The sequence below is a fragment of the Bradyrhizobium daqingense genome (assembly GCF_021044685.1).
GTDB classification, from domain to species: Bacteria; Pseudomonadota; Alphaproteobacteria; order Rhizobiales; family Xanthobacteraceae; genus Bradyrhizobium; species Bradyrhizobium daqingense.
Genome location: NZ_CP088014.1, coordinates 4,653,532 through 4,680,197 on the forward strand (window position 1 = coordinate 4,653,532; position 26,666 = coordinate 4,680,197).

Annotated in this window: 21 protein-coding genes; 14 read left to right on the top strand and 7 right to left on the bottom strand. The window is 65.1% G+C overall.

All coding sequences use genetic code 11. The features are described from left to right. Positions 1-38 precede the first annotated feature (38 nt). The 8 genes from LPJ38_RS21885 (at position 39) to LPJ38_RS21920 (ending at position 9,428) form a co-directional block, all read left to right on the top strand. Positions 39-1,535, top strand: coding sequence for a CoA-acylating methylmalonate-semialdehyde dehydrogenase (locus LPJ38_RS21885; RefSeq protein ID WP_145641119.1), 1,497 nt, complete (start codon positions 39-41; stop codon positions 1,533-1,535). Between the two features lie 152 nt (positions 1,536-1,687). After that, the gene (locus LPJ38_RS21890) at positions 1,688-2,833 is read left to right on the top strand and encodes an isobutyryl-CoA dehydrogenase (protein ID WP_145641117.1); all 1,146 of its coding nucleotides are present in this window, start codon (positions 1,688-1,690) and stop codon (positions 2,831-2,833) included. Continuing rightward, on the top strand, positions 2,830-3,897 hold the full coding sequence (locus LPJ38_RS21895; RefSeq protein WP_145641115.1) for an enoyl-CoA hydratase/isomerase family protein: 1,068 nt from the start codon (positions 2,830-2,832) through the stop codon (positions 3,895-3,897). Before LPJ38_RS21890 ends, LPJ38_RS21895 begins: the two co-directional genes overlap by 4 nt. 25 nt (positions 3,898-3,922) lie before the next feature. Next, positions 3,923-4,813: a 3-hydroxyisobutyrate dehydrogenase gene (mmsB, locus tag LPJ38_RS21900; RefSeq protein WP_145641113.1), complete on the top strand. Its 891-nt coding sequence runs from the start codon at positions 3,923-3,925 to the stop codon at positions 4,811-4,813. Then, the gene (locus LPJ38_RS21905; protein WP_145641111.1) at positions 4,813-6,531 is read left to right on the top strand and encodes an AMP-binding protein; all 1,719 of its coding nucleotides are present in this window, start codon (positions 4,813-4,815) and stop codon (positions 6,529-6,531) included. The genes mmsB and LPJ38_RS21905 overlap by 1 nt, the downstream gene beginning before the upstream one ends. Beyond that, on the top strand, positions 6,532-7,011 hold the full coding sequence (locus LPJ38_RS21910; protein WP_145641109.1) for a MaoC family dehydratase: 480 nt from the start codon (positions 6,532-6,534) through the stop codon (positions 7,009-7,011). It begins immediately after the preceding gene. Positions 7,012-7,127: 116 nt separating this feature from the next. After that, positions 7,128-8,045, top strand: a complete 918-nt coding sequence (locus LPJ38_RS21915; RefSeq protein WP_145641107.1) for an SDR family NAD(P)-dependent oxidoreductase — start codon at positions 7,128-7,130, stop codon at positions 8,043-8,045. Between the two features lie 207 nt (positions 8,046-8,252). Next, the gene (locus tag LPJ38_RS21920) at positions 8,253-9,428 is read left to right on the top strand and encodes a BaiN/RdsA family NAD(P)/FAD-dependent oxidoreductase (protein WP_404438521.1); all 1,176 of its coding nucleotides are present in this window, start codon (positions 8,253-8,255) and stop codon (positions 9,426-9,428) included. Between the two features lie 107 nt (positions 9,429-9,535). On the opposite strand, the gene LPJ38_RS21925 is transcribed toward LPJ38_RS21920, so the two are convergent. Genes LPJ38_RS21925 through LPJ38_RS21935 form a run of 3 tightly spaced genes read right to left on the bottom strand, consistent with a single transcriptional unit; the run spans position 9,536 to position 12,927 of the window. After that, positions 9,536-10,615 carry a D-TA family PLP-dependent enzyme gene (locus tag LPJ38_RS21925; RefSeq protein ID WP_145641102.1) on the bottom strand — a complete coding sequence of 360 codons (1,080 nt, stop codon included), beginning with the start codon at positions 10,613-10,615 and terminating at the stop codon, positions 9,536-9,538. Between the two features lie 3 nt (positions 10,616-10,618). Beyond that, positions 10,619-12,433 carry an ABC-F family ATP-binding cassette domain-containing protein gene (locus LPJ38_RS21930; RefSeq protein ID WP_145641101.1) on the bottom strand — a complete coding sequence of 605 codons (1,815 nt, stop codon included), beginning with the start codon at positions 12,431-12,433 and terminating at the stop codon, positions 10,619-10,621. 2 nt (positions 12,434-12,435) lie between these two features. Continuing rightward, entirely contained in the window at positions 12,436-12,927 is a 492-nt protein-coding gene (locus LPJ38_RS21935; protein WP_145641099.1) for a YaiI/YqxD family protein, read from the bottom strand. A gap of 107 nt (positions 12,928-13,034) precedes the next feature. Here LPJ38_RS21935 and LPJ38_RS21940 point away from each other — a divergent pair, with 107 nt between their 5' ends. Continuing rightward, a complete protein-coding gene (locus LPJ38_RS21940) occupies positions 13,035-13,835 on the top strand; it encodes a hotdog family protein (protein ID WP_145641096.1) in 801 nt (266 codons plus the stop codon). Positions 13,836-13,987: 152 nt separating this feature from the next. Here LPJ38_RS21940 and LPJ38_RS21945 read toward each other — a convergent pair whose 3' ends face one another. Beyond that, on the bottom strand, positions 13,988-16,360 hold the full coding sequence (locus LPJ38_RS21945; protein ID WP_145641094.1) for a xanthine dehydrogenase family protein molybdopterin-binding subunit: 2,373 nt from the start codon (positions 16,358-16,360) through the stop codon (positions 13,988-13,990). 208 nt (positions 16,361-16,568) lie between these two features. Here LPJ38_RS21945 and LPJ38_RS21950 point away from each other — a divergent pair, with 208 nt between their 5' ends. Next, positions 16,569-17,642: a Ppx/GppA phosphatase family protein gene (locus LPJ38_RS21950; RefSeq protein WP_145641092.1), complete on the top strand. Its 1,074-nt coding sequence runs from the start codon at positions 16,569-16,571 to the stop codon at positions 17,640-17,642. 1 nt (position 17,643) lies between these two features. After that, positions 17,644-18,357 carry an RlmE family RNA methyltransferase gene (locus LPJ38_RS21955; protein WP_145641089.1) on the top strand — a complete coding sequence of 238 codons (714 nt, stop codon included), beginning with the start codon at positions 17,644-17,646 and terminating at the stop codon, positions 18,355-18,357. 252 nt (positions 18,358-18,609) lie between these two features. Here the strand turns inward: LPJ38_RS21955 and LPJ38_RS21960 are convergent, their stop codons facing one another. Both LPJ38_RS21960 and LPJ38_RS21965 read right to left on the bottom strand, forming a co-directional pair. Then, positions 18,610-20,223 (bottom strand): calcium-binding protein, encoded by a 1,614-nt coding sequence (locus tag LPJ38_RS21960; protein ID WP_158644800.1) that lies wholly within the window; start codon positions 20,221-20,223, stop codon positions 18,610-18,612. A gap of 365 nt (positions 20,224-20,588) precedes the next feature. Beyond that, positions 20,589-22,079: an MDR family MFS transporter gene (locus LPJ38_RS21965; RefSeq protein ID WP_145641085.1), complete on the bottom strand. Its 1,491-nt coding sequence runs from the start codon at positions 22,077-22,079 to the stop codon at positions 20,589-20,591. 468 nt (positions 22,080-22,547) lie between these two features. On the opposite strand from LPJ38_RS21965, the gene guaB reads away from it, so the two are divergent. The 3 genes from guaB to LPJ38_RS21980 all read left to right on the top strand — a co-directional run bounded on the left by guaB (position 22,548) and on the right by LPJ38_RS21980 (position 25,777). After that, positions 22,548-24,041 carry an IMP dehydrogenase gene (gene guaB, locus LPJ38_RS21970; RefSeq protein ID WP_145641083.1) on the top strand — a complete coding sequence of 498 codons (1,494 nt, stop codon included), beginning with the start codon at positions 22,548-22,550 and terminating at the stop codon, positions 24,039-24,041. A gap of 252 nt (positions 24,042-24,293) precedes the next feature. Next, a complete protein-coding gene (locus LPJ38_RS21975) occupies positions 24,294-25,316 on the top strand; it encodes an NADP-dependent oxidoreductase (RefSeq protein WP_145641081.1) in 1,023 nt (340 codons plus the stop codon). Between the two features lie 164 nt (positions 25,317-25,480). Beyond that, positions 25,481-25,777: a hypothetical protein gene (locus tag LPJ38_RS21980; protein WP_145641079.1), complete on the top strand. Its 297-nt coding sequence runs from the start codon at positions 25,481-25,483 to the stop codon at positions 25,775-25,777. Between the two features lies 1 nt (position 25,778). Here the strand turns inward: LPJ38_RS21980 and LPJ38_RS21985 are convergent, their stop codons facing one another. Beyond that, positions 25,779-26,621: a metallophosphoesterase family protein gene (locus LPJ38_RS21985; protein ID WP_145641076.1), complete on the bottom strand. Its 843-nt coding sequence runs from the start codon at positions 26,619-26,621 to the stop codon at positions 25,779-25,781. Positions 26,622-26,666 lie beyond the last annotated feature (45 nt).

A 26,666-nucleotide genomic window follows, 5' to 3' on the forward strand; every position in this document is an offset into this window, starting at 1 on the left:
GTCAAAGCGTTCACGCTCGGCCTCAAGGAGATCATTCCATGCGTTCAGTCGGACATTTCATCGGTGGCAAGGAAGTGAAGGGCACGTCGGGCCGGACGGCAGACGTCTTTGAGCCGATGACCGGCGACGTCCAGGCCAAGGTCGCGCTGGCCTCCAAGGCCGAGGTCCGCGCCGCCGTCGAGAACGCGCGCGCCGCGCAGCCGGAATGGGCCGCGACCAACCCGCAGCGCCGCGCCCGCGTCATGATGAAATTCCTCGAGCTGGTTCAGCGCGACTATGACAAGCTGGCCGAACTGCTCGCCCGCGAGCATGGCAAGACCGTGCCGGACGCCAAGGGCGACATCCAGCGCGGCCTCGAAGTCGCTGAATTCGCCTGCGGCATCCCGCATCTGATGAAGGGCGAGTACACTGAAGGCGCCGGCCCCGGCATCGACATCTATTCCATGCGCCAGCCTCTCGGCGTCGTCGCCGGCATCACGCCGTTCAACTTCCCCGCCATGATCCCGATGTGGAAGTTCGCGCCCGCGATCGCCTGCGGCAACGCCTTCATCCTCAAGCCGTCCGAGCGCGACCCCGGCGTGCCGATGCTGCTCGCCGAGCTGATGATGGAAGCGGGCCTGCCGGCCGGCATCCTCAACGTCGTCAATGGCGACAAGGAGGCGGTCGACGCCATTCTCGACGATCCCGATATCAAGGCCGTGGGCTTCGTCGGCTCCACGCCGATCGCGCAGTACATCTATGAGCGCGCGGCGCAGACCGGCAAGCGCTGCCAGTGCTTCGGTGGTGCCAAGAACCACGCCATCATCATGCCCGATGCGGATATGGATCAGGCCGTCGACGCGCTGATCGGTGCTGGCTACGGCTCGGCGGGCGAGCGCTGCATGGCCGTGTCCGTCGCAGTCCCCGTCGGCAAGTCTACCGCCGACCGCCTGATGGAGAAGCTGATCCCGCGCGTCGAGAGCCTCAAGATCGGCACCTCGATCGACCCGTCGGCCGATTACGGTCCGCTGGTCACGCGCGAGGCGGTCGAGAAGGTCAAGAGCTACATCGACATCGGCATCAAGGAAGGCGCGACGCTGGCCGTCGACGGCCGCGGCTTCAAGATGCAGGGCTACGAGAAGGGCTTCTATCTCGGCGGTTCGCTGTTCGACAACGTCACCAAGGACATGCGGATCTACAAGGAAGAGATCTTCGGCCCCGTGCTCTCGGTCGTCCGTGCGCATGACTACAAGGAAGCGCTGGCGCTGCCGTCGGATCACGACTACGGCAACGGCGTTGCCATCTTCACCCGCGACGGTGACGCCGCGCGCGACTTCGCGGCCAAGGTCAATGTCGGCATGGTCGGCATCAACGTGCCGATCCCCGTGCCGATCGCCTATTACACCTTCGGCGGCTGGAAGAAGTCGGGCTTCGGCGATCTCAACCAGCACGGCCCGGACTCGGTCCGCTTCTACACCAAGACCAAGACGGTGACCTCGCGCTGGCCGTCCGGCGTCAAGGAAGGTGCGGAGTTCTCGATCCCGCTGATGAAGTAAGGCTGTAGCCTAGCCCGTCATTGCGAGCGCAGCGAAGCAATCCAGAATCTTTCCCGGAGACAGCCTGGATTGTTTCGTCGCTTTCAGTGCAAAATTGCTCCGCAATTTTGTCACGAGCTCCTCGCGATGACGAGGAAGGTGAGGAGCCCCGCATGCAGTTCGCTCTGAACGAGGATCAGATCGCAATCCGCGACATGGCGCTAGCTTTCGCGGCCGAGAAGATCGCGCCGCACGCGCTGCGCTGGGACGAGGAGAAGCATTTCCCCGTCGAGGTGATGCGCGAGGCGGCAACGCTCGGCATGGGCGGCATCTACATCCGCGACGACGTCGGGGGCTCCGCCATGTTGCGGTTCGACGCCGCGCTGATCTTCGAGGCGCTGGCGACGGGATGCCCGACCACCTCGGCCTTCATCTCCATCCACAACATGGCGAGCTGGATGATCGATGCCTTCGGCAGCGACACCCAGCGCCAGAAGTGGTTGCCGAAGCTCTGCTCGATGGAGCTGATCGCGAGCTACTGCCTGACCGAGCCGGGCGCCGGTTCGGACGCGGCAGCCTTGCGCACCCGCGCGGTGCGCGATGGCGATCATTACGTCCTCAACGGCCAGAAGCAGTTCATTTCCGGCGCAGGCGGTACCGATCTTCTGGTCGCGATGGTCAGGACCGGCGGTGACGGTCCCGGCGGCATCTCGACCCTCGTCATCGACGGCAAGACGCCGGGCGTCTCCTTCGGCGCCAATGAGCGCAAGATGGGCTGGAACGCACAGCCGACCCGCGCCGTGATGTTCGAGAACGCCCGCGTGCCGGTGGCCAATCTCTTGAGCGAGGAAGGCACAGGCTTCAAGATCGCGATGGCTGGCCTCGACGGCGGCCGCCTCAACATCACGGCGTGCTCGCTCGGCGGTGCGCAGACCGCGCTCGACAAGGCGCGCAGCTACATGAAGGAACGCAAGGCGTTCGGAAAGCGTCTCGACGAATTTCAGGCGCTGCAATTCCGCCTTGCCGACATGGCGATCGAGCTCGAGGCCGCGCGCACCTTCCTGTGGCGTGCTGCTGCGGCGCTGGACCGGAAAGACCCTGATGCCACCATGCTCTGCGCGATGGCCAAGCGCTTCGGGACCGATGTCGGTTTCGAGGTCGCAAACCACGCGCTGCAGCTTCACGGCGGCTACGGCTACCTCAGCGAATATGGCATCGAGAAGATCGTGCGCGATCTGCGCGTGCACCAGATCCTCGAAGGCACCAACGAAATCATGCGGCTCATCGTGGCGCGCAAACTGATCGAGGGCGCGCGATGAGTTCAGTGGAAGAGGGCGATCTCATCGTCCGCCGCGAGGGCGCGGCGGGCGTGATCCGGCTCAACCGGCCCAAGGCGCTCAACGCCATGACGCTGGAGATGTCCATCGGCATCGATGCGGCGCTCGACCGGTTCGAGGCCGATCCGGACGTTGCCGTCATCGTGCTGGAAGGCGCAGGCGAGCGCGGCCTTTGTGCCGGCGGCGATATCAGGGGCCTCTGGGAGAGTTCGCACGCAGGCGGCGACCTCGGCGCGCGGTTCTGGCGCCAGGAATACGTCATGAACGCGCGGATCGCGAAATATCCGAAGCCCTATGTCGCATTCATGGACGGCCTCGTGATGGGCGGCGGCGTTGGTCTCTCCGGCCATGCGAGCCATCGTGTCGTCACCGATCGCACCAAGCTCGCAATGCCCGAGGTCGGGCTCGGCTTCTTCCCGGATGTCGGCGGCACCTGGCTGCTCTCTCGCGCGCCCGGCGAAATCGGCACCTATTTCGGCCTGACCGGCCAGACCATGAATGGTCCGGATGCGGTCCATGCCAAATTCGCGGACGCCGTGGTGCCGGCGGCCAAATGGCCGGAGTTGCGCGAGGCGTTGACCAGGGTTCGTCAGGGCGCGACCGCGGCCGAGGTCAGCAAGCTCATCGATGGCTTTGCGACGGGCGAGACGGCCGGACCGGTCGCCGCCAAACAGGCGATCATCGATGCGCTGTTCGGGTTCGACCGGATGGAGGACATCTTCGCTGCGCTTACGCGCGACGGCTCCGAATTCGCAATGGCCACACTGAAGACGCTCAACGAAAAATCGCCTCGCGGCATGGTGGTGACGCTGAAGCTGCGGCGCCTTGCGCGCACCGCGTCGAGCCTGGAGGAGTGCCTGGTGCGAGAATACCGCGCCGCGCTGGAGGTCTTCCGCAGCGACGATTTCCGCGAGGGCGTGCGCGCGGCCGTGATCGACAAGGACCGCAACCCGACGTGGTCGCCGCCGCGGATCGAGGATGTGACGCCGGAGATGCTTGCGCCGTATCTCGCCGAGATCGGCGCCGATGAACTGAAGTTCAACTAACAACGCGACAGCGGAGGAAACGACAATGGCCACGATCGCATTCATCGGGCTCGGCAATATGGGCGGCCCGATGGCCGCCAACCTGGTCAAGGGCGGCCACACGGTGGTTGCCTTCGACCTCGTCGAAGCCTCGCGCGCGCAGGCCAAGGCCGATGGCGCTGATATCGCCGACAGCGCAGCGGGCGCGGTGACGGGCGCCGATGTCGTGGTCACCATGCTGCCGGCCGGCAAGCACGTGCTCGGCGTCTGGAACGAGGTCGTGCCTGCCATGACCAAAGGCACGCTGATCATCGATAGCTCCACCATCGACGTCGAGAGCGCGCGGCAGGCCCATGCGCTGGCCGCCAAGCACGGCGTGCTCTCGGTCGACGCGCCGGTCTCCGGCGGCACCGGTGGTGCCAAGGGCGCAACGTTGACCTTCATGTGCGGCGGCGAGGAGAGTGCGTTTGCGGCGGCCAAGCCCGTGCTGGAGAAGATGGGCAAGAAGATCGTGCATTGCGGCGGCGCCGGTGCAGGACAGGCGGCCAAGATCTGCAACAACATGATCCTCGGCATTTCCATGATTGCGGTGAGCGAGGCTTTTGCGCTCGGCGAGAAGCTCGGCCTCTCGCATCAGGCGCTGTTCGACGTCGCCTCGACCTCGTCGGGCCAGTGCTGGTCGCTGACGACCTATTGCCCGGTTCCGGGTCCGGTGCCGACCTCGCCGGCGAACAACGACTACAAGCCGGGCTTCGCCTCGGCCCTGATGGTGAAGGATCTGACCCTGGCGCAGGACGCGGCGAAGGCCGCCGGCGCGGCGACACCCCTCGGCAAGCATGCGCAGGAGATCTATCAGTCTTTCGACGCAGCCGGGCAAGGCGGGGTGGATTTTTCCGGAATTATCAAGCACGTTAGGAGTCTAGCCGGGAAAGCTTGATGACGACATTTCAGGAAGCGCGCGCGTTTCTGCTAAAGCACCGCACGGATTACGCGACAGCGGTCGAAGGTTTTCGCTGGCCCGATCCGGTTCCCTTCAACTGGGCGCTCGACTGGTTCGACGCCGAGCTCGCGGCGAATGCGGACAGCAAGGATCGCCCCGCGCTCTGGATCGTCGATGCCGCACAGGACAAGCAGACAAAGCTCTCCTTCGCGGCGCTCTCGAGGCGTTCGAACCAGGTCGCAAATTTTCTTCGTGCGCAGGGCTTGAAGCGTGGCGACCACCTTTTGCTGCTGCTCGGCAATGTGGTTCCGCTGTGGGAGACGATGCTGGCGGCGATGAAGCTCGGCGTCGTCGTGATACCCGCGACGACGCTGCTGACCGCCGAAGAACTGCGCGACCGGCTCGATCGCGGCAGGGCCAAGGCGGTGGTGGCCGCCGAGGACCAGGTCGCGAAATTCGCCAGCCTTGGCGCCGAGAATGTCGTTCGCATCGTGGTCGGCGCGGCATCCGATGGCTGGCTGGCCTACGACGAGGCGGCGAAGGCTTCGGAGAGCTTTGCAGCCGACGGCCCGACCAACGCCGACGACCCGATGCTGCTCTATTTCACCTCGGGCACGACGGCCAAGCCGAAGCTGGTGCGGCACAGTCAGCGCAGCTATCCCGTCGGCCATCTCTCGACGATGTACTGGATCGGACTGCAACCCGGCGACGTCCATCTCAACATCTCATCGCCCGGCTGGGCCAAGCATGCCTGGAGCTGTTTTTTCGCGCCGTGGAATGCGGGCGCGACGGTGTTCGTGGTCAATCAGCCGCGCTTCGACGCAAAAGCTCTGCTCGTCACCATCGGCCGTTGCGGCGTCACCACGCTGTGCGCGCCGCCGACGGTGTGGCGGTTGTTCATTCAGGAGAACCTGGCCTCGTTCAAGGTCGCGCTTCGCGAGGTCTGCGGCGCCGGCGAGCCGCTTAATCCCGAAGTGATCGACCAGGTGCAGGCCGCCTGGGGCCTGACCATTCGTGACGGCTACGGCCAGACCGAGACCACCGCGCTTGCAGGCAACTCACCGGGCCAGCCGATCAAGGTCGGCTCGATGGGCCGGCCGCTGCCGGGCTATCGCGTGCAGGTCAGCGATGCCGATGGCCATCCGGCGAGGGAGGGCGAGGTGGCCTTGCTGCTGGGCGCCGATCGCCCCGCCGGTCTGATGCAGGGCTATCAGGGCGATGACGGCAGGCTCTCGGGTGCCGAAGGCGAGCTCTATCGCAGCGGCGATGTCGTGTTCGCCGATGAGGACGGCTATCTCACCTTCGTCGGCCGTTCCGACGACGTATTCAAATCCTCCGACTACCGCATCAGTCCGTTCGAGCTGGAGAGCGTGCTGCTCGAACATGAGCTGGTGGCGGAAGCTGCCGTGGTGCCGAGCCCCGATCCGATCCGGCTCGCCATCCCCAAGGCCTTCGTGCTGCTGACGTCAGGCGCCGAGCGTTCGCCCGAAACGGCGCTGTCGATCTTCCGGCACCTGCACACGCGGCTTGCGCCGTTCAAGCGGATCCGCCGCCTCGAAATCGTCACGGAGTTGCCGAAGACGATTTCTGGAAAGATCCGCCGTGTTCAGCTACGCAGGCTGGAGCGCGACGACGATCGCAACGATCCGCTACGCGGCCGGGAATTCCGCGAGGAGGATTTTCCGGAGCTGGCGAAGACACGGGGTGAGACCTAAGTGAACGAAGTCTGGAAGAAGCCGCCGATTTCCCTGGATGCCTATCAGGCCATGGTCGGCAAGGAGATCGGCCTGTCCTCGTGGCATCTGATCGACCAGCCCCGCATCGATACCTATGCCGACGTGATCGAGGATCACCAGTTCATCCACGTCGATCCCGAACGCGCGAAGAAAGAGACCGCGTTCGGAACGACCATCGCGCACGGTTTTCTCACGATGTCGCTGATGTCGATCATGTCCTACGAGGTGATGCCCGTGATCGCGGGCACCACGATGGGTGTGAACTACGGCTTCGACAAGCTGCGCTTCATCTCGCCGGTCCGCTCGGGCAAGCGCGTTCGCGGCCGCTTCGTGCTGGCCGAAGCCAAGCTGCGCAAGCCGAACGAATTGCAGTCCCGCACCAATGTCACCGTCGAGATCGAAGGCGAGGACAAGCCCGCGCTGGTCGCGGAGTGGCTGGGTCTGATCTATTTCGCGTAGACTCCGCCGTCATTGCCGGGCTTGACCCGGCAACCCATCGCTGCTCAAAAGCCTGTCAATTTGATGGATGACCGGGTCAAGCCCGGCCATGACGACCAGCACGTAGGAAAGCACTCATGGCAATCAGGTTCGACGGACGCGTCGCCATCGTTACCGGCGCGGGCAATGGTCTCGGCAAGGCGCATGCGCTGGGATTGGCCAGCCGCGGCGCCAAGGTCGTCGTCAACGATTTCGGCGGCGCGCGTGACGGCACGGGCGGCTCACTGTCGCCGGCCGAAGCGGTGGTCGAGGAGATTCGCAAGGCAGGCGGCACGGCGATGGCTGACGGCGCCGACGTCTCGAATTTCGAGCAGGTCACCGCCATGGTCGAGCGCGCCACCAAGGAATGGGGCAGCGTCGACCTCTTGTGCGCCAATGCCGGCATCCTGCGCGACAAGTCCTTCGGCAAGATGGAAGCGGCTGATTTCCAGAAGGTGCTCGACGTGCATCTCGTCGGCACCTTCTATTGCTGCAAGGCAGCCTGGGCCGGCATGCGCGACCGCAATTACGGCCGCATCGTGCTGACCACCTCGTCCTCCGGCCTCTATGGCAATTTCGGCCAGGCCAATTACGGCGCCGCCAAGTCGGGCATGGTCGGCTTGATGAACGTGCTGGCCGAGGAAGGCCGCAAGAACGACATCCGCGTCAACATCATCTCGCCGACGGCGGCAACCCGCATGACCGAAGAGCTGCTGCCGCCACAGGCGTTGCAGCTGATGAAGCCGAACGCGATCACGCCTGCGGTCGAGTACATGCTCAGCGAGGACGCGCCGACCCGCACCATCATGGGTGCCGGCGCCGGCTCCTTCGCCGTGATCAAGATTTTGGAGAGCGAGGGCATCAACCTGCCGGAATCCGAATGGACCCCGGACGCGGTCGCCGCACACTTCGCCGAGATCAGCGACATGTCGAAGGCCAAGGCCCTGACCGGAGCGTTCGAGCAGACGCAGAAATACGTTGCCCAAGCCGCGGTGCGAGCGGGGATCAAGCTGTAAGCGAGAGCATAAGCGCACTCTCAGCCGTCATGGCCGGGCTTGACCCGGCCATCCGCGTCTTTGGCACCGCGAATGTCGCTCTCGTGGATGCCCGGGACAGGCCCGGGCATGACGATCTTTTGTTTGGCTCGCCGCCCGGCCTAAACTCCCGCCATGACCAAAACGGATTCACAAATCGCCGTCATCGGCGCCGGACCCGCCGGGCTGATGGCGGCGGAGGTGCTGGCGCAGGGCGGCGCCCGCGTCACCGTCTACGACGCGATGCCGTCCGCGGGCCGCAAATTCCTGATGGCGGGGCGCGGCGGGCTCAATCTCACCCACAGCGAGCAGTTCGCCGAGTTCGTGGCGCGCTATCGCGAGGCGGCGCCGAAGCTGGAGGCGGCGGTCGCAGCGTTTCCGCCGGATGCGCTGCGCGCCTGGAGCGAGGCGCTGGGTGAGCCGACCTTCGTCGGCACCAGCGGCCGCGTGTTTCCGAAAGCATTCAAGGCTTCGCCCTTGCTGCGCGCCTGGTTGCGGCGGCTCGATGCCAGCGGCGTGCGGTTCGCATTTCGTCATCGCTGGAACGGTTGGGACGGCGAGGGACGGCTGACGTTTCAGACGCCCGACGGCATGCTTGCCGTCGCCGCCGACGCCACCGTGCTGGCGCTGGGCGGTGCAAGCTGGCCGCGCTTGGGATCGGACGGCAGCTGGACGACGATACTGACCGACAAAGGAATCTCGATCTCACGGTTACGGCCCGCGAATTGCGGCTTTACAGTCCGCTGGTCCGATGTCTTCCGCGCGCGTTTCGAGGGGCAGCCGCTCAAGGGGATTGCGCTGAGCTTCGGTCCGCACAGCCTTCGCGGCGAGGCGATCGTCACGCAAGCCGGCATCGAGGGCGGAGCGATCTACGCGGTATCGGCTGAACTGCGCGAGGCGATCGCCGTGAAGGGCGAGGCGGTGCTGCACGTGGCCCTGCGCCCGGACGTCGATCAGGTTGAGCTGGCCAAACGCCTGTCCGCATCGCGCGGCAAGCAGTCGTTCTCGAATTTCCTTCGGAAGGCAGCGCAGCTTTCGCCCGTCGCAGTTGGCCTGCTTCAGGAAGCCGCGATCAGCGCAGGTCAGTCGCTGTCGGCGATGTCGCCGGAGCGATTGGCCGAGCTCATCAATGGCGTGCCGGTCAAGCTCACCGGCGTCGCGCCGATCGCACGCGCGATCTCGAGTGCGGGCGGAATCTCGTTCGACGAACTCGAAGCGCATTATATGATCCGCAAGCTGCCGGGCGTATTCGCCGCCGGCGAGATGCTGGACTGGGAGGCGCCGACCGGCGGCTATCTGCTGCAGGCGTCGTTCGCGACGGGGGCTGCCGCGGGCAGGGGCGTGTTGGAGTGGCTCAAGCGCTAACCACCGTCATTGCGAGGAGCCCTTGCGACGAAGCAATCCAGACGGCCTCCGGTGAGAGATTCTGGATTGCTTCGCTGCGCTCGCAATGACGGCTACGGCAGCACGCCCTATCTCAGCTTCCCCCGCGCCGCGACCGGCAGCGTGCCGATGATCTCCTCGCCGCGCACCATCACGACCTCGTCCATCATGTTGACGACGACACAGACGTGGTTGGGCACGATGCGGACGATGTCGCCGACATTCGGCCGCGTGTTGCTGCGGGAGAGGTCGAGGAAGCCGTGCTCCTCGGCGAACTTCGCGATTCTGGCTTCCGGATGCTCCAGGATCAGGCCGTGGCCGTCGAGGCCGCCGGTATCGGTCGTCAGCGTCTTCGAGCCGGCGTCGAGGATGCCGCGCTCGGGCGCGGCGCGGCTCACCACCGTCGAATAGATGTGCAGCGCGCAATCGTCCCAGGTGGCCGAGCCGGCGGCGACCTGCATACGGTCGTTGTAGATATAGGTGCCGAAGCGGTGCTCGGTGCCGCCCTTGAGCTTGCCAAGATTCTTCAGGTTCGGCGTGCCGCCGGTGGAGACGATCTTTGCATCGAGGCCGTGCGCGCGCACGCCGGCCAGTGCCTCGTCGTAGAACTTCTGCGCGTCGGCCCAGCCGGTCTCCGTGGGGTACATCATGAAGCCCGCGAATGCCAGTCCCTTGGAGCCGGCGATCTCGCGCGCCAGCGCAATCGCTTCGGCCGGCGTTTCGACGCCCGCGCGCTTGCGGCCCGTGTCGCATTCGACCACGACCGAGAGCGTGCGGCCCGATACCGCGGCCGCCTTGGGCAACCCTGCGACGACCGTCGAGTTGTCGGCGGCGACCGTCATGTTGGCCTTCGCCTGGAGCGCGGCGAGCCGCGCCATCTTCTCCTCGCCGAGCAGATTGTAGCTGATCAGGATATCGTCGATGCCGGCATTGGCCATGATCTCGGCCTCGCCGAGCTTCTGGCAGGTGATGCCTTTCGCACCCGCCGCGACCTGCATCCTGGCGATGGTCGGGTTCTTGTGAGTCTTGATGTGCGGCCGGCTGGCGACGCCGGCGTCATCGCAGGCCTTCTGGATCCGCGCGATGTTGCGCTCGACCCTGTCCATGTCGATGACGGCGCAAGGCGTGCCGTATTCGCGGGCGATCTTGGCGGCGAGGGGAGTGGTCATTTTCTAAGCCTGCTCTATTTCTTCGCGAAGCATTTCCAGTTCGAGCCAGCGCTCTTCAGCGGCGGACAGTTCTTCGTGCGCCTTGGCGATGGCGGCCGAGGTGTCGTCGAATTTCCTGCGATCCTTGGAGTAAAGGTTGGGATCGTCGAGCACGCGCTGCAGCCTGGCGATGTCGGCTTGCAGCGTTTCCATCTTCTTCGGCAGGGTTTCAAGCGCGTGCTTCTCGTTGAAGCTCAGCTTCCGCTTTGCCACAGACGCGGGCGCAGCAGCGGAGCGCTCCTCCTTCTTCTCGGCCGGGGCTTGCGCCTTCGCCGTCTCGCGCTTCAGGTCGGCGCCGCGCTGCGCCAGCATGTCGCTATAGCCGCCGGCATATTCGATCCATTTGCCGTTGCCCTCAGGTGCGATCACGGAGGTGACGACGCGATCGAGGAAGTCGCGGTCGTGGCTGATCAGGATGACCGTGCCCTCGTAGTCGCCGAGCATCTCCTCGAGCACGTCGAGGGTTTCCAGGTCGAGATCGTTGGTCGGCTCGTCCAGCACCAGCAGGTTCGAAGGTTTCGCCAGCGCGCGTGCCAGCATCAGCCGGCCACGCTCGCCGCCCGACAGCACTTCCACCGGCGTGCCGCGCTGCTCCTGCGCGAACAGGAAGTCCTTCATGTAGCCCACGACATGCTTTGGCTTGCCGCCGACCATGATCTGGTCGCCACGGCCGCCGGTCAGTGCTTCGGCCAGCGTCGATTTGGGATCGAGGCTTTCACGGTGCTGGTCGAGGGTCGCGATCTCCAGATTGGCCCCGAGCCGGACGGTGCCGGTGTCCGGCTGCATGCCGCCTGTGAGCAGATTGACCAGCGTGGTCTTGCCGGCGCCGTTGGGGCCGATGATGCCGAGCCGATCGCCGCGCTGGATGCGGGTGGAGAAATTCTCGACGATCTTGCGATCGCCATAGGCCTTGGTGATGCCCTTCGCCTCGATCACGAGCTTGCCGGATTGCTCGGCCTCGGCCGCGGCGAGACTGGCGGTGCCAGCGGTGCCGCGATAATTGCGGCGCTGGTCGCGCAGCGCATGCAGATTGGCGAGCCGCTTGACATTGCGCTTGCGCCGGCCGGAGACGCCGTGGCGGAGCCAATGCTCCTCGTCGACGATCTTGCGGTCGAGCTTGTGCTGGTCGCGCTCTTCCTCGGCCAGCACCTCGTCGCGCCAGCTCTCGAACGAGCCAAAGCCGCGGTCGATCTGCTTGATCCGGCCGCGATCGAGCCAGGCGGTCGAACGTGACAGATTGGTGAGGAAGCGGCGGTCGTGGCTGATGATCACCAGCGCGCTGCGGCGGCTGTCGAGCTCCTGTTCCAGCCACTCGATGGTGGAGAGATCGAGATGGTTGGTCGGCTCGTCCAGCAGCAGGATGTCTGGCGAGGGCGCCAGCACGCGGGCGAGCGCGGCACGACGGGCCTCACCGCCGGATACGTTGGCCGGGTTCTCGTTGCCGGTGAGGCCGAGCTGCTCAACCAGGTAGCGCGCCTGGTATGGGTCATCGCCCGGTGCGAGCCCCGCCTCGACATAGGCGAGCGTCGTCTTGTGGTCGCCGAAATCCGGCTCCTGCGGCAGGTAGCGGACCGTGGCGCCGGGCTGCACGAAGCGCGTGCCGCCATCGGGCTCGACCAATCCCGCCGCAATCCTCAGCAGCGTCGATTTGCCGGAGCCGTTGCGGCCGATCAGGCAGACGCGCTCGGAGGGCGCGACGTTGAGCTCGACGCCGGACAGCAGCGGCGTGCCGCCAAAGGTCAGCCTGATGTCTTTGAGTTGGAACAGCGGCGGCGCCATGCTCAGCCCTGACTCGTGGCGGCCTGGTCGGCGCGGCGGCGCTGGATCCGGCGCAGCGTCTGGTCGAGTGCCGACAGGAACGCGGAGCGGTCGCGCGGCGCGAACGAGCGCGGGCCGCCGGTGACTTCGCCGGCCGAGCGCAGATCCGTCATCAGATTGCGCACCGCCAGCGTCATCCCGATCGACTCTTCCGTGAACGGCTTTCCGTTCGGCGCGATCACCTCCGCGCCGGCCTTGACGCAGCGGCTTGCCAGCGGAATGTCCGATGTCACGACGACGTCGCCGTGCCGGGCGCGCTCGGCGATCCAGTCGTCGGCGGCGTCCATGCCGGCGCCGGCCGCTATGCGCTCGATCAGCGGATCCTGCGGCACGCGGATGAAATTGCCGGCGACGACGCTTACGGGCACGCCATGCCGGAGCGCGACGCGGTAAATCTCGTCCTTCACCGGACAGGCGTCGGCGTCGACATAGATGCGGGTGGGGGCGTCATTCATTCGCCGCGTGGTACCCCATTCGGGCCGCAAAGGCGAGGGGATTGACCGGTGTTCCCGGGGCTCTACGATCGGCCCTCAACCAACAAGAATTCAAGGGAACGCCCGTCATGCCGAACCGGCTCGAAACCTACCGCGTCGAAGCCTACAACACCGCCAAGCAATCCGAAAACAAGATGCATGACGACAATGTGGCGCGCCGCTTCGGCTTTTCCGGCGGGCTCGTCCCGGGCGTCGATGTCTTCGCCTACATGATGCACATGCCGATTGCCCGGTGGGGCCGCGATTTCCTCAGCCGCGGGCTGGTCGAGGCCCGCTTCATCAAGCCGGTGTATGATGGCGAGATCGCCGATGTCGACGCCACCGAACACAACGAGCTGCTCACGATCGAGGTGTTCAGCCGCACCGAGCTGTGCGCCACGGGCACGGCCTCGCTACCGGCGTCGGCGCCTGTGGTGTCACTGAGCGACTATGTCGAGGTCCCCGCTGTCGCCGAGCGCAAGCCGGTCAGTCCCGCAACGTTCGAGATCGGCAAGTGGCTCGTGACGGCGCCGCGCCGCTGGGCGGGGCAGGATGCGGCCGATTATCTTGCGGATGTCAGGGAAGCCGATCCGATCTTCGCCCGCGACGGGCTCGGCCATCCCGGCCTGATTCAGCGCGTCATGAACCGCGTGCTGGTGGACAACACGATTTTGGGCCCGTGGATCCACGTCGGCAGCCGCATGCAGCTCTTGTCCGCCGCGCGCGCCGGCGACGAGATCACCGCACGGGCGAAGGTGACCGCGAACTACGAGAAGAAGGGCCACCGCTTCGTCGAGCTTGACGCACTTGTCGTCGCCAATGGTACGACGCCGCTGGCGCATTGCCAGCACACCGCGATCTACCAGCCGCGCGAGCAGGCGGCGGCGTAGGGCTGGTGATTCCTCGCATTGACTGTCATTCCCCGCGAAGGCGGGGAATCCAGTACGCCGCGGCTTCTCGGTTCTAGCCGCGCCGTCTCTGGAATACTGGATCGCCCGCCTTCGCGGGCGATGACAGCGGAAGGCTGGGGGAGCGCGCGCCTCTACGCCGCCTTGGCCTTCGCCTCCTGGATCGCGCGCCACACGCGCTCGGGGGTCAGCGGCATGTCGATGTGCTTGATGCCGTGGTCGGAGAGCGCATCGAGCACCGCATTCACGACCGTCGACAGGCTGCCGGCGCAGCCGGCTTCGCCGCAGCCCTTGCTGCCGAGCGGATTGGTGGTCGCCGGCACCGGGTGATCGCCGACGGTCATGTTCGGCACGTCCTCGGCGCGGGGCAGGGCATAGTCCATCAGCGAGCCCGTGATCGGCTGGCCGCTTTCGTCGTAGCGGATATGCTCCATCAGCGCCTGGCCGATGCCCTGGACGACGCCGCCATGGAGCTGGCCTTCGACCAGCAGCGGGTTGATCACCGTGCCGAAATCGTTGACCGCGCTGTAGCGCACGATCTGCACCACGCCGGTCTCCGGATCGATCTCGACCTCGGCGACGTGGCAGCCGTTCGGGAACGCCGAGGCGACCGGTTCGCTGGTGTGATCGACGTCGAGGCTATCTGGTACACCGTCTGGCACCTTGCCGTCATGCAGCTTCTTGGCGAGCTCCATGATGTCGATGCTGCGATCGGTGCCGGCGATCGTGAAGCTGCCATCGGCGAACTCGATGTCGGCTTCGGACGCTTCGAGCAGATGCGCCGCTGCGCGCTTGCCCTTTTCGATGACGAGCTTTGCGGCCCCCACGATGGCCTGGCCGCTCGCGGTGATCGAGCGCGAACCGCCGGTGCCGTTGCCGGTGTGAACGATGTCGCTGTCGCCCTGCACGAGCTTCACGCTCTCGAAGGGGACGCCGAGCTGCTCGCACAGCACCTGCGCGAATGGCGTCGCATGACCCTGGCCGTAATCGAGCGTACCGGTGACGAGCTGCACGGTGCCATCGGCATCGAACACGATCTTGCCGAGCTCGGGGCTCGGCGGCGCCGTGACCTCGAGATAGGAGCCGACCGCGATGCCGCGCAGCTTTCCGGCCTTCTTGCTCTCCTTCTTGCGCTTGGCGAAATTCTCGTGGTCGGAGATCTCCAGCGCCTTGTTGAACACCGCCTGGAAGTCGCCGCTGTCATAGGTGACGCCGGAGGACGCCTGGAACGGAATCTGGTTCGGCTTGATGAAATTGCGCTTGCGCAAGGTCAGCCGGTTGATGCCCATCTCGTCGGCGGCGCGGTCGATCAACCGCTCCATGTAATAGTTCGCTTCGGGCCGGCCGGCGCCCCGATAGGCGCCCATCAGCGTGGTGTTGGTCAGCACCACCTTGATGTCCACGCCCATCAGCGGCGTGCGATAGACGCTGGAAAAATTCTTGCCAGTGTTGAGCGAAAGCGGTCCCGGCGCGACGCCGGTGATGTAGGCGCCGAGATTGCCGTAGCCTTCGAGCTTGGCCGCGAGGAAATGGCCCTCGGCATCGAGCGCGAGCTCGGCATGGATCTTCTGCGCGCGGCCATGGCTGTCGGAAAGGAAGCTGGTGGAGCGCTCGTCCAGCCACTTCACGGGACGGCCGAGCTCCTTCGCCGCATACAGGATGCACATATATTCGGGATAGTTGATGTTCTTCATGCCGAAGGAGCCGCCGACATTGGCGGTGAGGATGCGCACCTTCTCGTTCGGCACTTTCAGGTTCTTGGCGAGATTGGCGCGGTTGCCGGCGACGCCCTGGGTCGGCACCTGAAGCGTGTAGCGCTCGGTCTTTTTGTCGTAGGAGGCGAGCCCAACGCGCGGCTCCATCGAGACCACGGCGACGCGCGTGTTCTCGATGTCGATCTTGGTGACATGGGCAGCGCTGGCAAAGGCCGCGTTCACCTTGTCCATGTCGCCATAGTGATAATCGAGCGCGACATTGTTCGGGATATGGTCATAGAGCTGCGGCGCGCCGGGCCTGGCGGCTTCCTCGGGGTCCGTCACCGCCGGCAACGGCTCGATGTCGAGCTCGACCGCTTCAGCCGCATCGCGCGCCTGCGCCAGCGTCTCGGCCACCACGAAGGCAACGGGATCGCCGACGAAGCGGACCTTGTCGGTCGCCAGCGGCTGGCGGTTGGTCTGGAGCAGGGGCGAGCCGTCGCGGCTCTTCAGCGGCAGGCCGCAGGTGAAGGGGCCGTAGCCGGCGGCATCGAGATCCTTGCCGGTCCACACACCCAGCACGCCTGGCATCGCCTTGGTGGCATCGATGCCGATGCCGCGGATGATGCCATGGGCATGGGTGGAACGGACGACCACGGCATAGGCTTGGCCGGGCAGGTTGAAATCGTCGGTATAGCGGCCCTTGCCGCGCACCAGCGTGTCGTCCTCCTTGCGGCGGACGGGCTGCCCGACGCCATATTTTTGCAGTGCAATAGCGTTTTCGAGCGTGGACGATTTGGTGTGTTCTTGCATGGGAATGACCTGAAAAGCCGGCATTTGCGCATTTTCGCGGCAGCGGGGGACCGGTCTCCTTGAGATAACCCACCACCCCGTTCACGACAACGCACGAATGGGCATGGTCCCATGTGATGCGTTGTTGCGCAGGCCGACCGCGCTGCTAATGTTTCAGGCGAAAAAGCAATTCCAGATCGGCCCATTGGGCCGCGGAAAGACAGTTTGTATGAATGACCACACGCGGCTCCGCGACGGCCACGGGCTGCACGGTGAGCTGGAGAGGTCGATGGCCGCGGTGGCGTTGGCCACTGAGCCGGCCGTGCCCGTGCAAGCGCCGGGAACCGGCGTCTATGCGGCGCTGGACCTCGGCACCAACAATTGCAGACTGCTGATCGCCTGTCCGACTCAGGACGGCTTTCGCGTGGTCGATTCCTTCTCGCGCATCATCCGGCTCGGCGAGGGCGTCTCGGCCACGGGCTGCATCAGCGACGCGGCGATCGAGCGCGCCATCGCCGCGCTCAGCATCTGCCGCGACAAGATCAATCTTCGCAAGGCGCGGCGGCTGCGGCTGATCGCGACCGAGGCCTGCCGCGCAGCCTCGAATGCGGAAGGTTTTCGCACCCGCGTCGCAGCCGAGACCGGCATCGAGCTCGAGGTGATCGACCGCGAGACCGAGGCGGCGCTCGCCGTGCTCGGCTGCTCGCCGCTGGTCGATCCCAGGGGGAGGGGGGCGATCCTGTTCGACATCGGCGGCGGCTCGACCGAGCTGGTGCGGATCGAGCGCGATCCGGAAAATCCGGAGCCGCGGATCCGGGCCTGGATGTCGATCCCGTTCGGCGTGGTCACGCTTGCCGAGCAGTTCGGCGGCCGCGACGTCACGCCGGAGATCTATGCCGCGATGGAGCGGGAGGTCGCCAATCACGTCGCGCCGTTCGCGGCGGAGCACGGCCGCGACCTCGCCGACATGCACCTGCTGGGCACGTCGGGCACCGTGACGACGCTCGCCGGCATCCATCTCAACCTCGCGCGCTACGATCGCCGCCGTATTGACAGCATCTGGATGAACGATGCCGACGTCACCGTGACCATCAACAAGCTGCTCGGCATGAGCTACGAGGAGCGCGCCGCCAACAATTGCATCAGTGTCGAGCGCGCCGATCTCGTGCTCGCCGGCTGCGCAATCCTCGATGCCATCAGGCACGCGTTCCCGCTGCCGCGGCTGCGCGTCGCCGACCGCGGCCTGCGCGAGGGCATGCTGGTCGAGATGATGCGCGAGGACGGCGCGCTCAGGAGCTGGTGAGATGGCGAAAGACACCACCGGCCGCTTGCACGTCCAGGTCAAGACCGGCGGCAAGCGCAAGCTCTCGTCAAAGCTGTGGCTGGAGCGGCAGCTCAACGACCCCTATGTCGCCAAGGCCAAGGCGGCGGGCTATCGCTCGCGCGCGGCCTTCAAGTTGTTGGAGATCGACGACAAGTTTCGTCTGCTGAAACCGGGCATGGCCGTGGTCGACCTTGGCGCGGCGCCCGGCGGCTGGAGCCAGATCGCGGCCAAGCGCGTCGGCTCCAGGGAAGCCAAGGGCAAGGTCGTCGCGATCGACTTGCTGGAGATGTCGGAGATTCCCGGCGTCGATTTCGCGCAGCTCGACTTCATGGACAATGACGCGCCCGAGAAGCTCACCGCCATGCTCGGCGGCAAGGCCGACGTCGTGATGTCCGATATGGCCGCCAACACCACCGGCCACCGCAAGACCGACCAGCTCCGCATCGTCGGCCTGGTCGAGACCGCGGTCGCGTTCGCCTGCGACGTGCTCAAGCCCGGCGGCACGTTCCTGGCAAAGACGTTCCAGAGCGGCGCCGACGCCGAGCTGCTGGCCCAGCTCAAGCGCGATTTCGCGACCGTGCGCCACGTCAAGCCCGCTGCGAGCCGGCAGGATTCCTCGGAGCGCTACGTGCTGGCGACCGGGTTTCGGGGCGGGACGAGGAGCGAGTCGGATACACCCTCTCGATCAGGGTAGAGCGATCGCTCCGGCCGCTCTCACCGTGCAACGCGCTTCGGCCTGTTCTGAGATCGGCGGGCGAACAGCCACTGGCGCGGACGTGCGCAGTGCCGCCCACGTCGCAAATGAGCAATCCCTCTCCCTTAGCCATTGTCGCCCTCGTGGAGATCGATGGCGCGCCCTGGCGTGCCCTCGAGGCGGGAGCCTAAGAGACCAGCGATTCTCCACGAGGCGCCCTTGCGTAGGTCATCTTCACAGATTCCGGGCCGGCTAGGCGAACAGAAAATCATTCGCGCTGAGATTCACAACGCCTGCGATCGTGAGGTCGTTATTTGCATCGAAGTGGATGATGGTCTCTCCCCCAGTCACCTCGATATTCAAGTCGTCAAAATCGTGGATGTCATTCGCGGCGAGGCCCATGAGATCGATCTTATCTTGGCCCTGTTCGAAAATGGCCGTGTCATGCCCGTTCTGGGCGGCGAAGACGAACCTATCCGCGCCGGATTCGCCAAACATGCTATCGTTTCCGATGCCGCTCACGAGCGTGTCGTTGCCATCGCCTCCATTGAGGATATTTCCCGACCCACCAAACACTGTGAGTTGATCATTGCCCGTACCGCCAGCAAGGAAGCTCGATCCGAGTGAACCTGGCGCAACGGTTGCGGCCAGAACATCGTTTCCAGCGCCGCCGTTCAGGCGGTTCTCGGCGATAGAATCGTCTGTCACCGGAGGATCAGGAGTTGCTGAAAGAAACGCAGTGAGCTGGTCATCTCCGGCGCCGCCATTCAGGACGTTCGCGACATCGTATAGAGCCTGCTCCGGACCAAATCCACCGTGGGCTACAGCGTCGAGATGCGCTGTGAGATTGTCTCGTCCAATACCTCCCTCGAGCTGATTGAGTGCGTGAACAAACCCGCCGAGCGCGGTGGAATCTGCGAGCAGACTGTCATTGCCGTTCCCGCCATCCAGATAATTCGTGACGTCCGTGACGACGTTCTCCCCATCGGTGGAGTGGGTCGCCTCGAGGGTGTCGTCACCGTCATCGCCCCAGAGCTGGTTGATGCCTACTGGAGTTCCGGCATTGGAGTCGGTCAGGTTGAAGGCGTGCAAGACGTCGTTGCCCCGGCCACCATGCAGCTCATTGCTGACCAAATCGGTCTGATTGGATACGCCCTCGGCGCGTGCATTCAATTCATCGTTGCCGGCTCCGCCGAAGAGTACGTTGCTGGCTGTGCCGTGGAGCGCGAAGAATGCCGTTTCGGTATGAGCGGTGACCCGGTCATCGCCCGCGCCGCCGTCGATCGAATTCAGGGCGGTACTGTTTCCGAGGGTGTTGCGACCGTCGGCAACGGCGTCGATGGTATCGTTGCCGCTTCCGCCGATCAAATCGGTCCTCACCGTTACATCTGCGAGCACAGGAAGCGCCACATTTGCGGTGGCACTGATGGTGTCGTCTCCGCTGCCGCCATCGAGCAGCACATCCGCGAACTGTTCCGGGCTCTGAGGCGCGTTCCCGCCTTGAAGAGTAACGGTTGCGCTGAGGTCGTCATTGCCTGTTCCGCCGAACTGAATGGCGAGTCCATGCTGGGGCATATCGTCCTGCAGCACGACGACATTGGTCGTCAAATCGTCGTTGCCGCTGCCGCCGATCAACGCTGTCCGGTTCAATGCGCTGTCCAAATGATCATGGCCGGCAAGTCCCAAGACGATGTCGCCCTCGGCGTGCGCGCTCAGGACATCGTCGCGTCTGCTGCCGATGATCAAACTGTTGACGGGGTCCAGGAGGGAAATCCAGTCGAACAGGTGGGAATCTGCTGCGAGAGTTCCGTTGGTTCGAAGCAATTGTTGAGCGGCTTGGCTGTTTGTTTGAATGGTATTCGCCATATTTTCCTCCTTCGACATCAAATAATGAAATCAATAACTCGGCGCATGGACTGACTTCCGCGAAGCGCGCCCAACCGGCGGATAAGCGCTTCGCGCTGCCGCCTCACGCATTCAGCGTGTCGGCGCGCCATCGCGCCTTATCGGCGCCGATCTGCATCATTCTTCGGTAGGCTTCCGTTACCGCAGCACCGCGAACTTCTGCAGGTGGGCGGAATTAAATCATAAGTTGTATTAATGTCTAATCAAATTTAATCGAGCCTAATTGATTCGATCAATTTAATAGGAGCGCACTCAACTAGTGGGCCCGCGTAAGCCCGCATCGGCAGGGAACCTGTGCTTGCCCGTCTACGAACACCGAGAGAGGCCTACCCCAGCCGCTGATCCCGCACGTCCTGCGTATCCTCGCTCGCCGCCTTGACAGCCGCCTTTTCGGCACCCTTGCCCGCGCCCTTGCGGCTCGCGATCTCCACCGCCTTGCGGCCGGAGATCTCGTGGCCGGCATCGGCCGGCATCTGCCAGAAGAACCAGCTCGAGGCCGCCGAGGTCAGCGCGACCACGACGAAAGCGGGCGCGAACACCGTGGCGTTGAGCTCGCTGACATGGCTGAACCACATCGTGGTCTCGACGCAGGCTGCGCCGACGGCGACGCCGGCCGAGACTGCGAGCTGCTGGTTGACGCTGACGAGGGTGGTGGCGCGGCTCATCTGCGCGGTCTCGACCTCGGCATAGGCCACCGTGTTGATCGCGGTGAACTCAAGCGAGCGGAAGAAGCCGCCGACCACCAGGATCACCATGATGATGAGCAGCGGCGTCGTCACCGTGAACAGCGCACAGATGCCGAGGAAGAACGCGCTGACGACCGCGTTCACCGTCATGAGGTTGCGGAAACCAAAGGTGCGGATCAGGCGCGCCGCCAGCGTCTTCATGCCCATGGCCCCGAGCGAGGAGGCGAAGGTGACGAGGCCGGAATGGAACGGCGACAGGCCGAAACCGATCTGCATCAGAAGCGGCAGCAGGAAGGGCAGTGCGCCGATGCCAAGCCGGAACAGGAAGCCGCCGATCACGGCCGCGCGCAGCGTCGGCAGCGTCAGCAGCGAAAAGTCCAGGACCGGCGATCCGGTTCGCCGTGCGTGCAGGACGTAGAGCGTCATGGAGATCGCGCCGCCCACCACCAGCGCGGCCACCGTGCTCCAGGGCAGCAAATTCAGCCCGGCGACCGACAGGCCGAATGCGATGCCGGCCAGCCCGAGGCCCGCGAGCACCATGCCGTAGAGATCGAACGGCTCCTGCGTCTCGCTCTTGATCGGATCGATGTAGCGCAGCGCCATGAAGATGCCGAGCAGCCCGATCGGGATGTTGATCAGGAAGATCCAGTGCCAGGAGGCGTAGGTGGTGATGAAGCCGCCGAGCGGTGGCCCGATCACGGGACCGATCAGGGCAGGGACCGTCACCCAGGCCATCGCATTGACCAGCGCGCTCTTGTCGACCGAGCGCAGCAGCACGAGACGCCCGACCGGCGTCATCATTGCCCCGCCCATGCCTTGCAGGATGCGCGCGAACACGAAATCGGTGACCGAGGTCGACAGCGCGCAGCCGACCGAGCCGACCATGAACACGCCGACCGCGATCGCAAATACCATGCGCGCGCCGAAGCGGTCCGCCGTCCAGCCGCTCGCCGGAATGAACACCGCGAGCGACAACAGGTAGGAGGTGATCGCGAGTTTCAGCGTCAGCGGGCTGGTGCCGATGTCGGCCGCGATCGCCGGCAGCGAGGTGGCGATCACCGTGGAGTCCATGTTCTCCATGAAGAGCGCAGTGGCCACGATCAGCGGGATGACGCGTTGCTTGTCGACCATGACGGATCGGTAATGAAAATCGGAAAGGACGGGTGGACTTGCGGCTTATCACCGCCACTCAGCCGCGACCATTGCGGATCGACGCATGGCACCTAAATCCTGCGTGACGACGCTCCCGCTCGCTCGTCATTCCGGGGCGCGCCCGTTGGCGCAAGCCCGGAATCCATTGGCCGCAGAGACCGCTGCCGGATGAATTCCGGGCTCGCGACTTCGTCGCGCCCCGGAATGAAGGTGGGTGGGGTCGCCCAGCCATCTACGTTGAACCGGCCATCCACGCTGAATTTACTCAAAAAGCCTGTGCATGGCTGGCCGGCGGTCCGAATTGCTTTGATTCGTCACGCAGGCGTGCTATCGACCCGCGTCAACCCCACTGATGGGCTCCGATTCTCAAGGCGTTGCCGCAAGGTACGCCGAGGGCGGCGCTCATCCATAAGCATTTGCGGCTGGGCCGCAGGAAGGAGTTGGCAGATGGCCACGGTGCAACTTCAAGGCATTCGCGAGGCCTTCACGTTCGACGACGTGCTGTTGAAGCCGGGCCTGTCGGACGTCATGCCGGGCGAGGTCGACATTCGCTCCCGCGTAACCCGCGCCATTCCGCTCAACATCCCGATCATGGCTTCCGCCATGGACACCGTTACCGAGGCGCGCATGGCGATCGCCATGGCGCAGGCCGGCGGCCTCGGCGTCATCCATCGCAATTTCGATCCCGAGGGGCAGGCCGCCCAGGTCCGGCAGGTCAAGCGCTACGAGTCGGGCATGGTGGTGAACCCGCTCACCATCAGCCCCGATGCCACGCTTGACGATGCGCTCAAGCTGATGAGCGATCACGGCATCTCCGGCATTCCCGTCGTCACCGGCGCCGGCAAGAACATCCCCGGCAAGCTGGTCGGCATCCTCACCAACCGCGACGTTCGCTTTGCCACCGACCGCCGTCAAAAAGTCTCCGAGCTGATGACGCATGAAGGCCTTGTCACGGTGCGCGAGAATGTCAGCCAGGACGAGGCGCGGCGGATGCTGCACCAGCATCGCATCGAGAAGCTGCTCGTCGTCGACGATCAGTATCGCTGCGTCGGCCTCATCACCGTCAAGGACATGGAGAAGGCGGTCGCCCATCCGCTCGCCTGCAAGGACGCGCAGGGGCGTCTCCGCGTCGCCGCCGCCACCACGGTCGGCGACAGCGGCTTCGAGCGCACGGAGCGGCTGATCGATGCCGGCGTCGACCTCGTCGTCGTCGACACCGCGCACGGCCATTCCCGCCATGTGCTGCACGCGGTCAACCGCATCAAGCGTCTGTCCAACTCGGTGCAGGTCGTTGCCGGCAACGTCGCTACCACCGAAGGCGCGCAGGCGCTGATCGATTCCGGCGCGGATTGCATCAAGGTCGGCATCGGGCCGGGCTCGATCTGCACCACGCGCATCGTCGCCGGCGTCGGCGTTCCCCAGCTCACCGCAATCATGGACGCGGTGGAAGCGGCGAAGAAGGCCGACGTTCCCGTCATCGCCGACGGCGGCATCAAATTCTCCGGCGACCTCGCCAAGGCGCTCGCCGCCGGCGCGGATATCGCCATGGTCGGGTCGCTGCTCGCCGGCACCGACGAGACGCCCGGCGAAGTATTCCTGTGGCAGGGCCGCTCCTACAAGGCCTATCGCGGCATGGGCTCGGTCGGCGCGATGGCGCGCGGCTCCGCCGATCGCTACTTCCAGCAGGACATCAAGGACACGCTCAAGCTGGTCCCTGAAGGCATCGAGGGCCAGGTACCGTACAAGGGCCCGGTCGGCAACGTCATGCACCAGCTCGCCGGCGGCTTGCGCGCCGCGATGGGCTATGTCGGTGCGCACGACATGAAGGAGCTGCACAGCAAGGCGCAGTTCGTCCGCATCACCGGCGCCGGCCTGCGCGAAAGCCACGTCCACGACGTCACCATCACCCGCGAAGCCCCGAACTATCCGGGCGGGGGTTAGTAACTCCGCCCTCGTGCCCCGGACACAGCGCAGCACCCCTTGGTGATGCGCTGCAGAGCCGGGGCCCATCTCTTCGCATCTCGTCGTGTTGCCTTCTGGGTCCCGGCTCTGCGCAGTAACCTTTCGCGTTGCGGCGCGCCCGGGACAAGAGAGCCGTACGCGCCGCATCTGACCGCTCCAGCGCTTTTGTATTGACGCGCCGCGCTGCCTCCGCTTCCGTTTGCGCCGAAACACAATTCGGAGGAAGCCATCATGTCCCAAGCAAAACGCATCGTTCTTGCCGCGCGTCCCGTTGGCGAGCCCAAGCCGTCGGATTTTCGCCTGGAGGAATTCGCGGTGCCGACGCCTGGAGCAGGCGAGGTGCTGCTGCGCACGATCTGGCTCTCGCTCGATCCTTATATGCGCGGGCGCATGAGCGATGGTCCGTCCTATGCCGCGCCGGTGCCGATCGGCGGGGTGATGGAAGGCGAGGCGGTCAGCGAGGTCGCGGCCTCCAACAACCCTGATTTCGCGGTCGGCGACATCGTGCGCATCCGCTCCGGCTGGCAGACGCATGCGATCTCCAACGGCAAGGGCCTGATCAAGGTCGACCCGAAGCTCGGTCCGATCTCGACCTCCATCGGCGTGCTCGGCATGCCCGGCATGACGGCCTATACGGGCCTGCTCGACATCGGCAAGCCGCAGCAAGGCGAGACCGTCGTGGTCGCAGGTGCCTCGGGCGCGGTCGGCTCGGCCGTTGGCCAGATCGCCAAGATCAAGGGCGCGCGTGCGGTCGGCATCGCCGGCGGCAAGGACAAGTGCGACTATGTCGTGAAGGAGCTGGGCTTCGATGCCTGCATCGATCACCGCGATTTTGATCTTGCGGCCAAGCTGAAGGATGCCTGCCCCAAGGGCATCGACGTCTATTTCGAGAACGTCGGCGGCGCCGTGTTCGAGGCGGTGTTCCCGCTGCTCAATCCCTTTGCCCGCGTGCCGGTCTGCGGCCTCATCGCCCATTACAACGACACCGAGGCCAAGCCGCCGAAATGGGCCGCATCCATGATGCGCGCGACCCTGACCAAGCGGCTGACCTTCCGCGGCTTCATCGTCTCTGATTTCGCCGGCCGCCATGGCGATTTTCTGCGCGACATGTCCGGCTGGGTCCGCGAGGGCAAGGTCAAGTACAAGGAGTTCGTCACCGAGGGTCTGGAGAGCGCCCCCGGCGCCTTCATGGGCCTGTTGAAGGGCGCCAATTTCGGCAAGCAGCTGGTGCGGGTCGGGTCCGATAAGGCCTAGAGCGACGGGATCGGGACTACCCTGGGCCACAAGGCCGAGGCGGATATGGTTAACAAAGAGTCACCGATCGGCCACACCTGTTCGCAAAAACCGCAGGTGTGACCGCCGGTTCATTGACGCCAAGGTGAAGGCATTGAATCATCGCGCATATTTTAGGTGTAGCGATGTTAGAGATCAGTGTTTTCTGCGTCATTCTGCTGGCCGCCGGCTATTGGGTGGCAATGTTCGCCATGGGTCGCCATGACGACGTCATCCATGGCAAGTTCGTCCGCGCCGAGGAGGAGGGCGATTTTGCTCGCCCCTCGATGCCGGCACCCCCGCCGCCGTTCCCGAAGCGCGCGAAGGCTGTGCAGCCTGCAGGTCAACCGCCTGCCGACGTCGCTCCCTCGAAGCCGGTGAACAGCGCCGCGCTGCAATCGCTGCTCGCCGCGATCCAGCAGGATCTCAAGAGCGTCGCGTAGGTCAGTACTCGGCGCCCATCTGGGCGAGGATCTCCTCGACATCGATATCGCGCTGGCCCGCTGCTCTGACGTGGCGGACCTCGAGACTGTCGGTCCGGAAGCGGTACTCGACGAGGCCGGTCTCCTTGATCGCGATCCGGTCCTGCCGCGCATCGTTGATGACGAAGCCCGCCGATGGCGCCCAGACGTGCCGGGTGTGGCGGAAGGTGAAGTCGCGCCGCTGGTGCACATGGCCGCTGGCGATGAGGCGCAGGTCGACATGCGCAAACATCTCGATCAGCCGCGCGCGCGCCGGCTGCGGCACGTAGCGGATCGAGGTCTCCGGGGTCTCGGGATCGTCGGGCAGGTTGAGAAACAATGGTTTGTGCAGGAATAGCGCGACCGGCCTGCCATTGGTGCGCGCGGTCTCGGACGTTAGCCAGTCGAACTGCTCGGCCTCGAAGGTGAGCCCTGAATTCATCACCAGCGAATTGAGGCCGATGAAGCGCCAGCCCGCGGCCTCGAACGACCAATGGTCTTCACCAATGATCTCGCAGAATTGCCGGCGGTGCGCCTCGCTGACCGGCGGCTTCGGCGCCGGCCCGATCGCGGTCGGATTGTCGCCGATGTCGTGATTGCCGGGTAGGTAGCGGCAGGCGACGGGCAGGGCGTCATGCAGGCTTTTGGCGAATGCGACGTCGTCGCGGCTGGTCGGCCCGTCGAAGGAGACGTCGCCGGTATTGATGACGAGGTCGGGCCTGTCGGCATCGATGTGCTCGCAGACACGATGGAAGTTTTCGATCAGGCCCGGGAAGCGCTGGCCGAGATGGGTGTCGGAGATCTGTGTGAGACGAAATTCGGACATGGCCGATCATAGGCCCGGCCGAACGTCGGAACGATGACGCTGCGC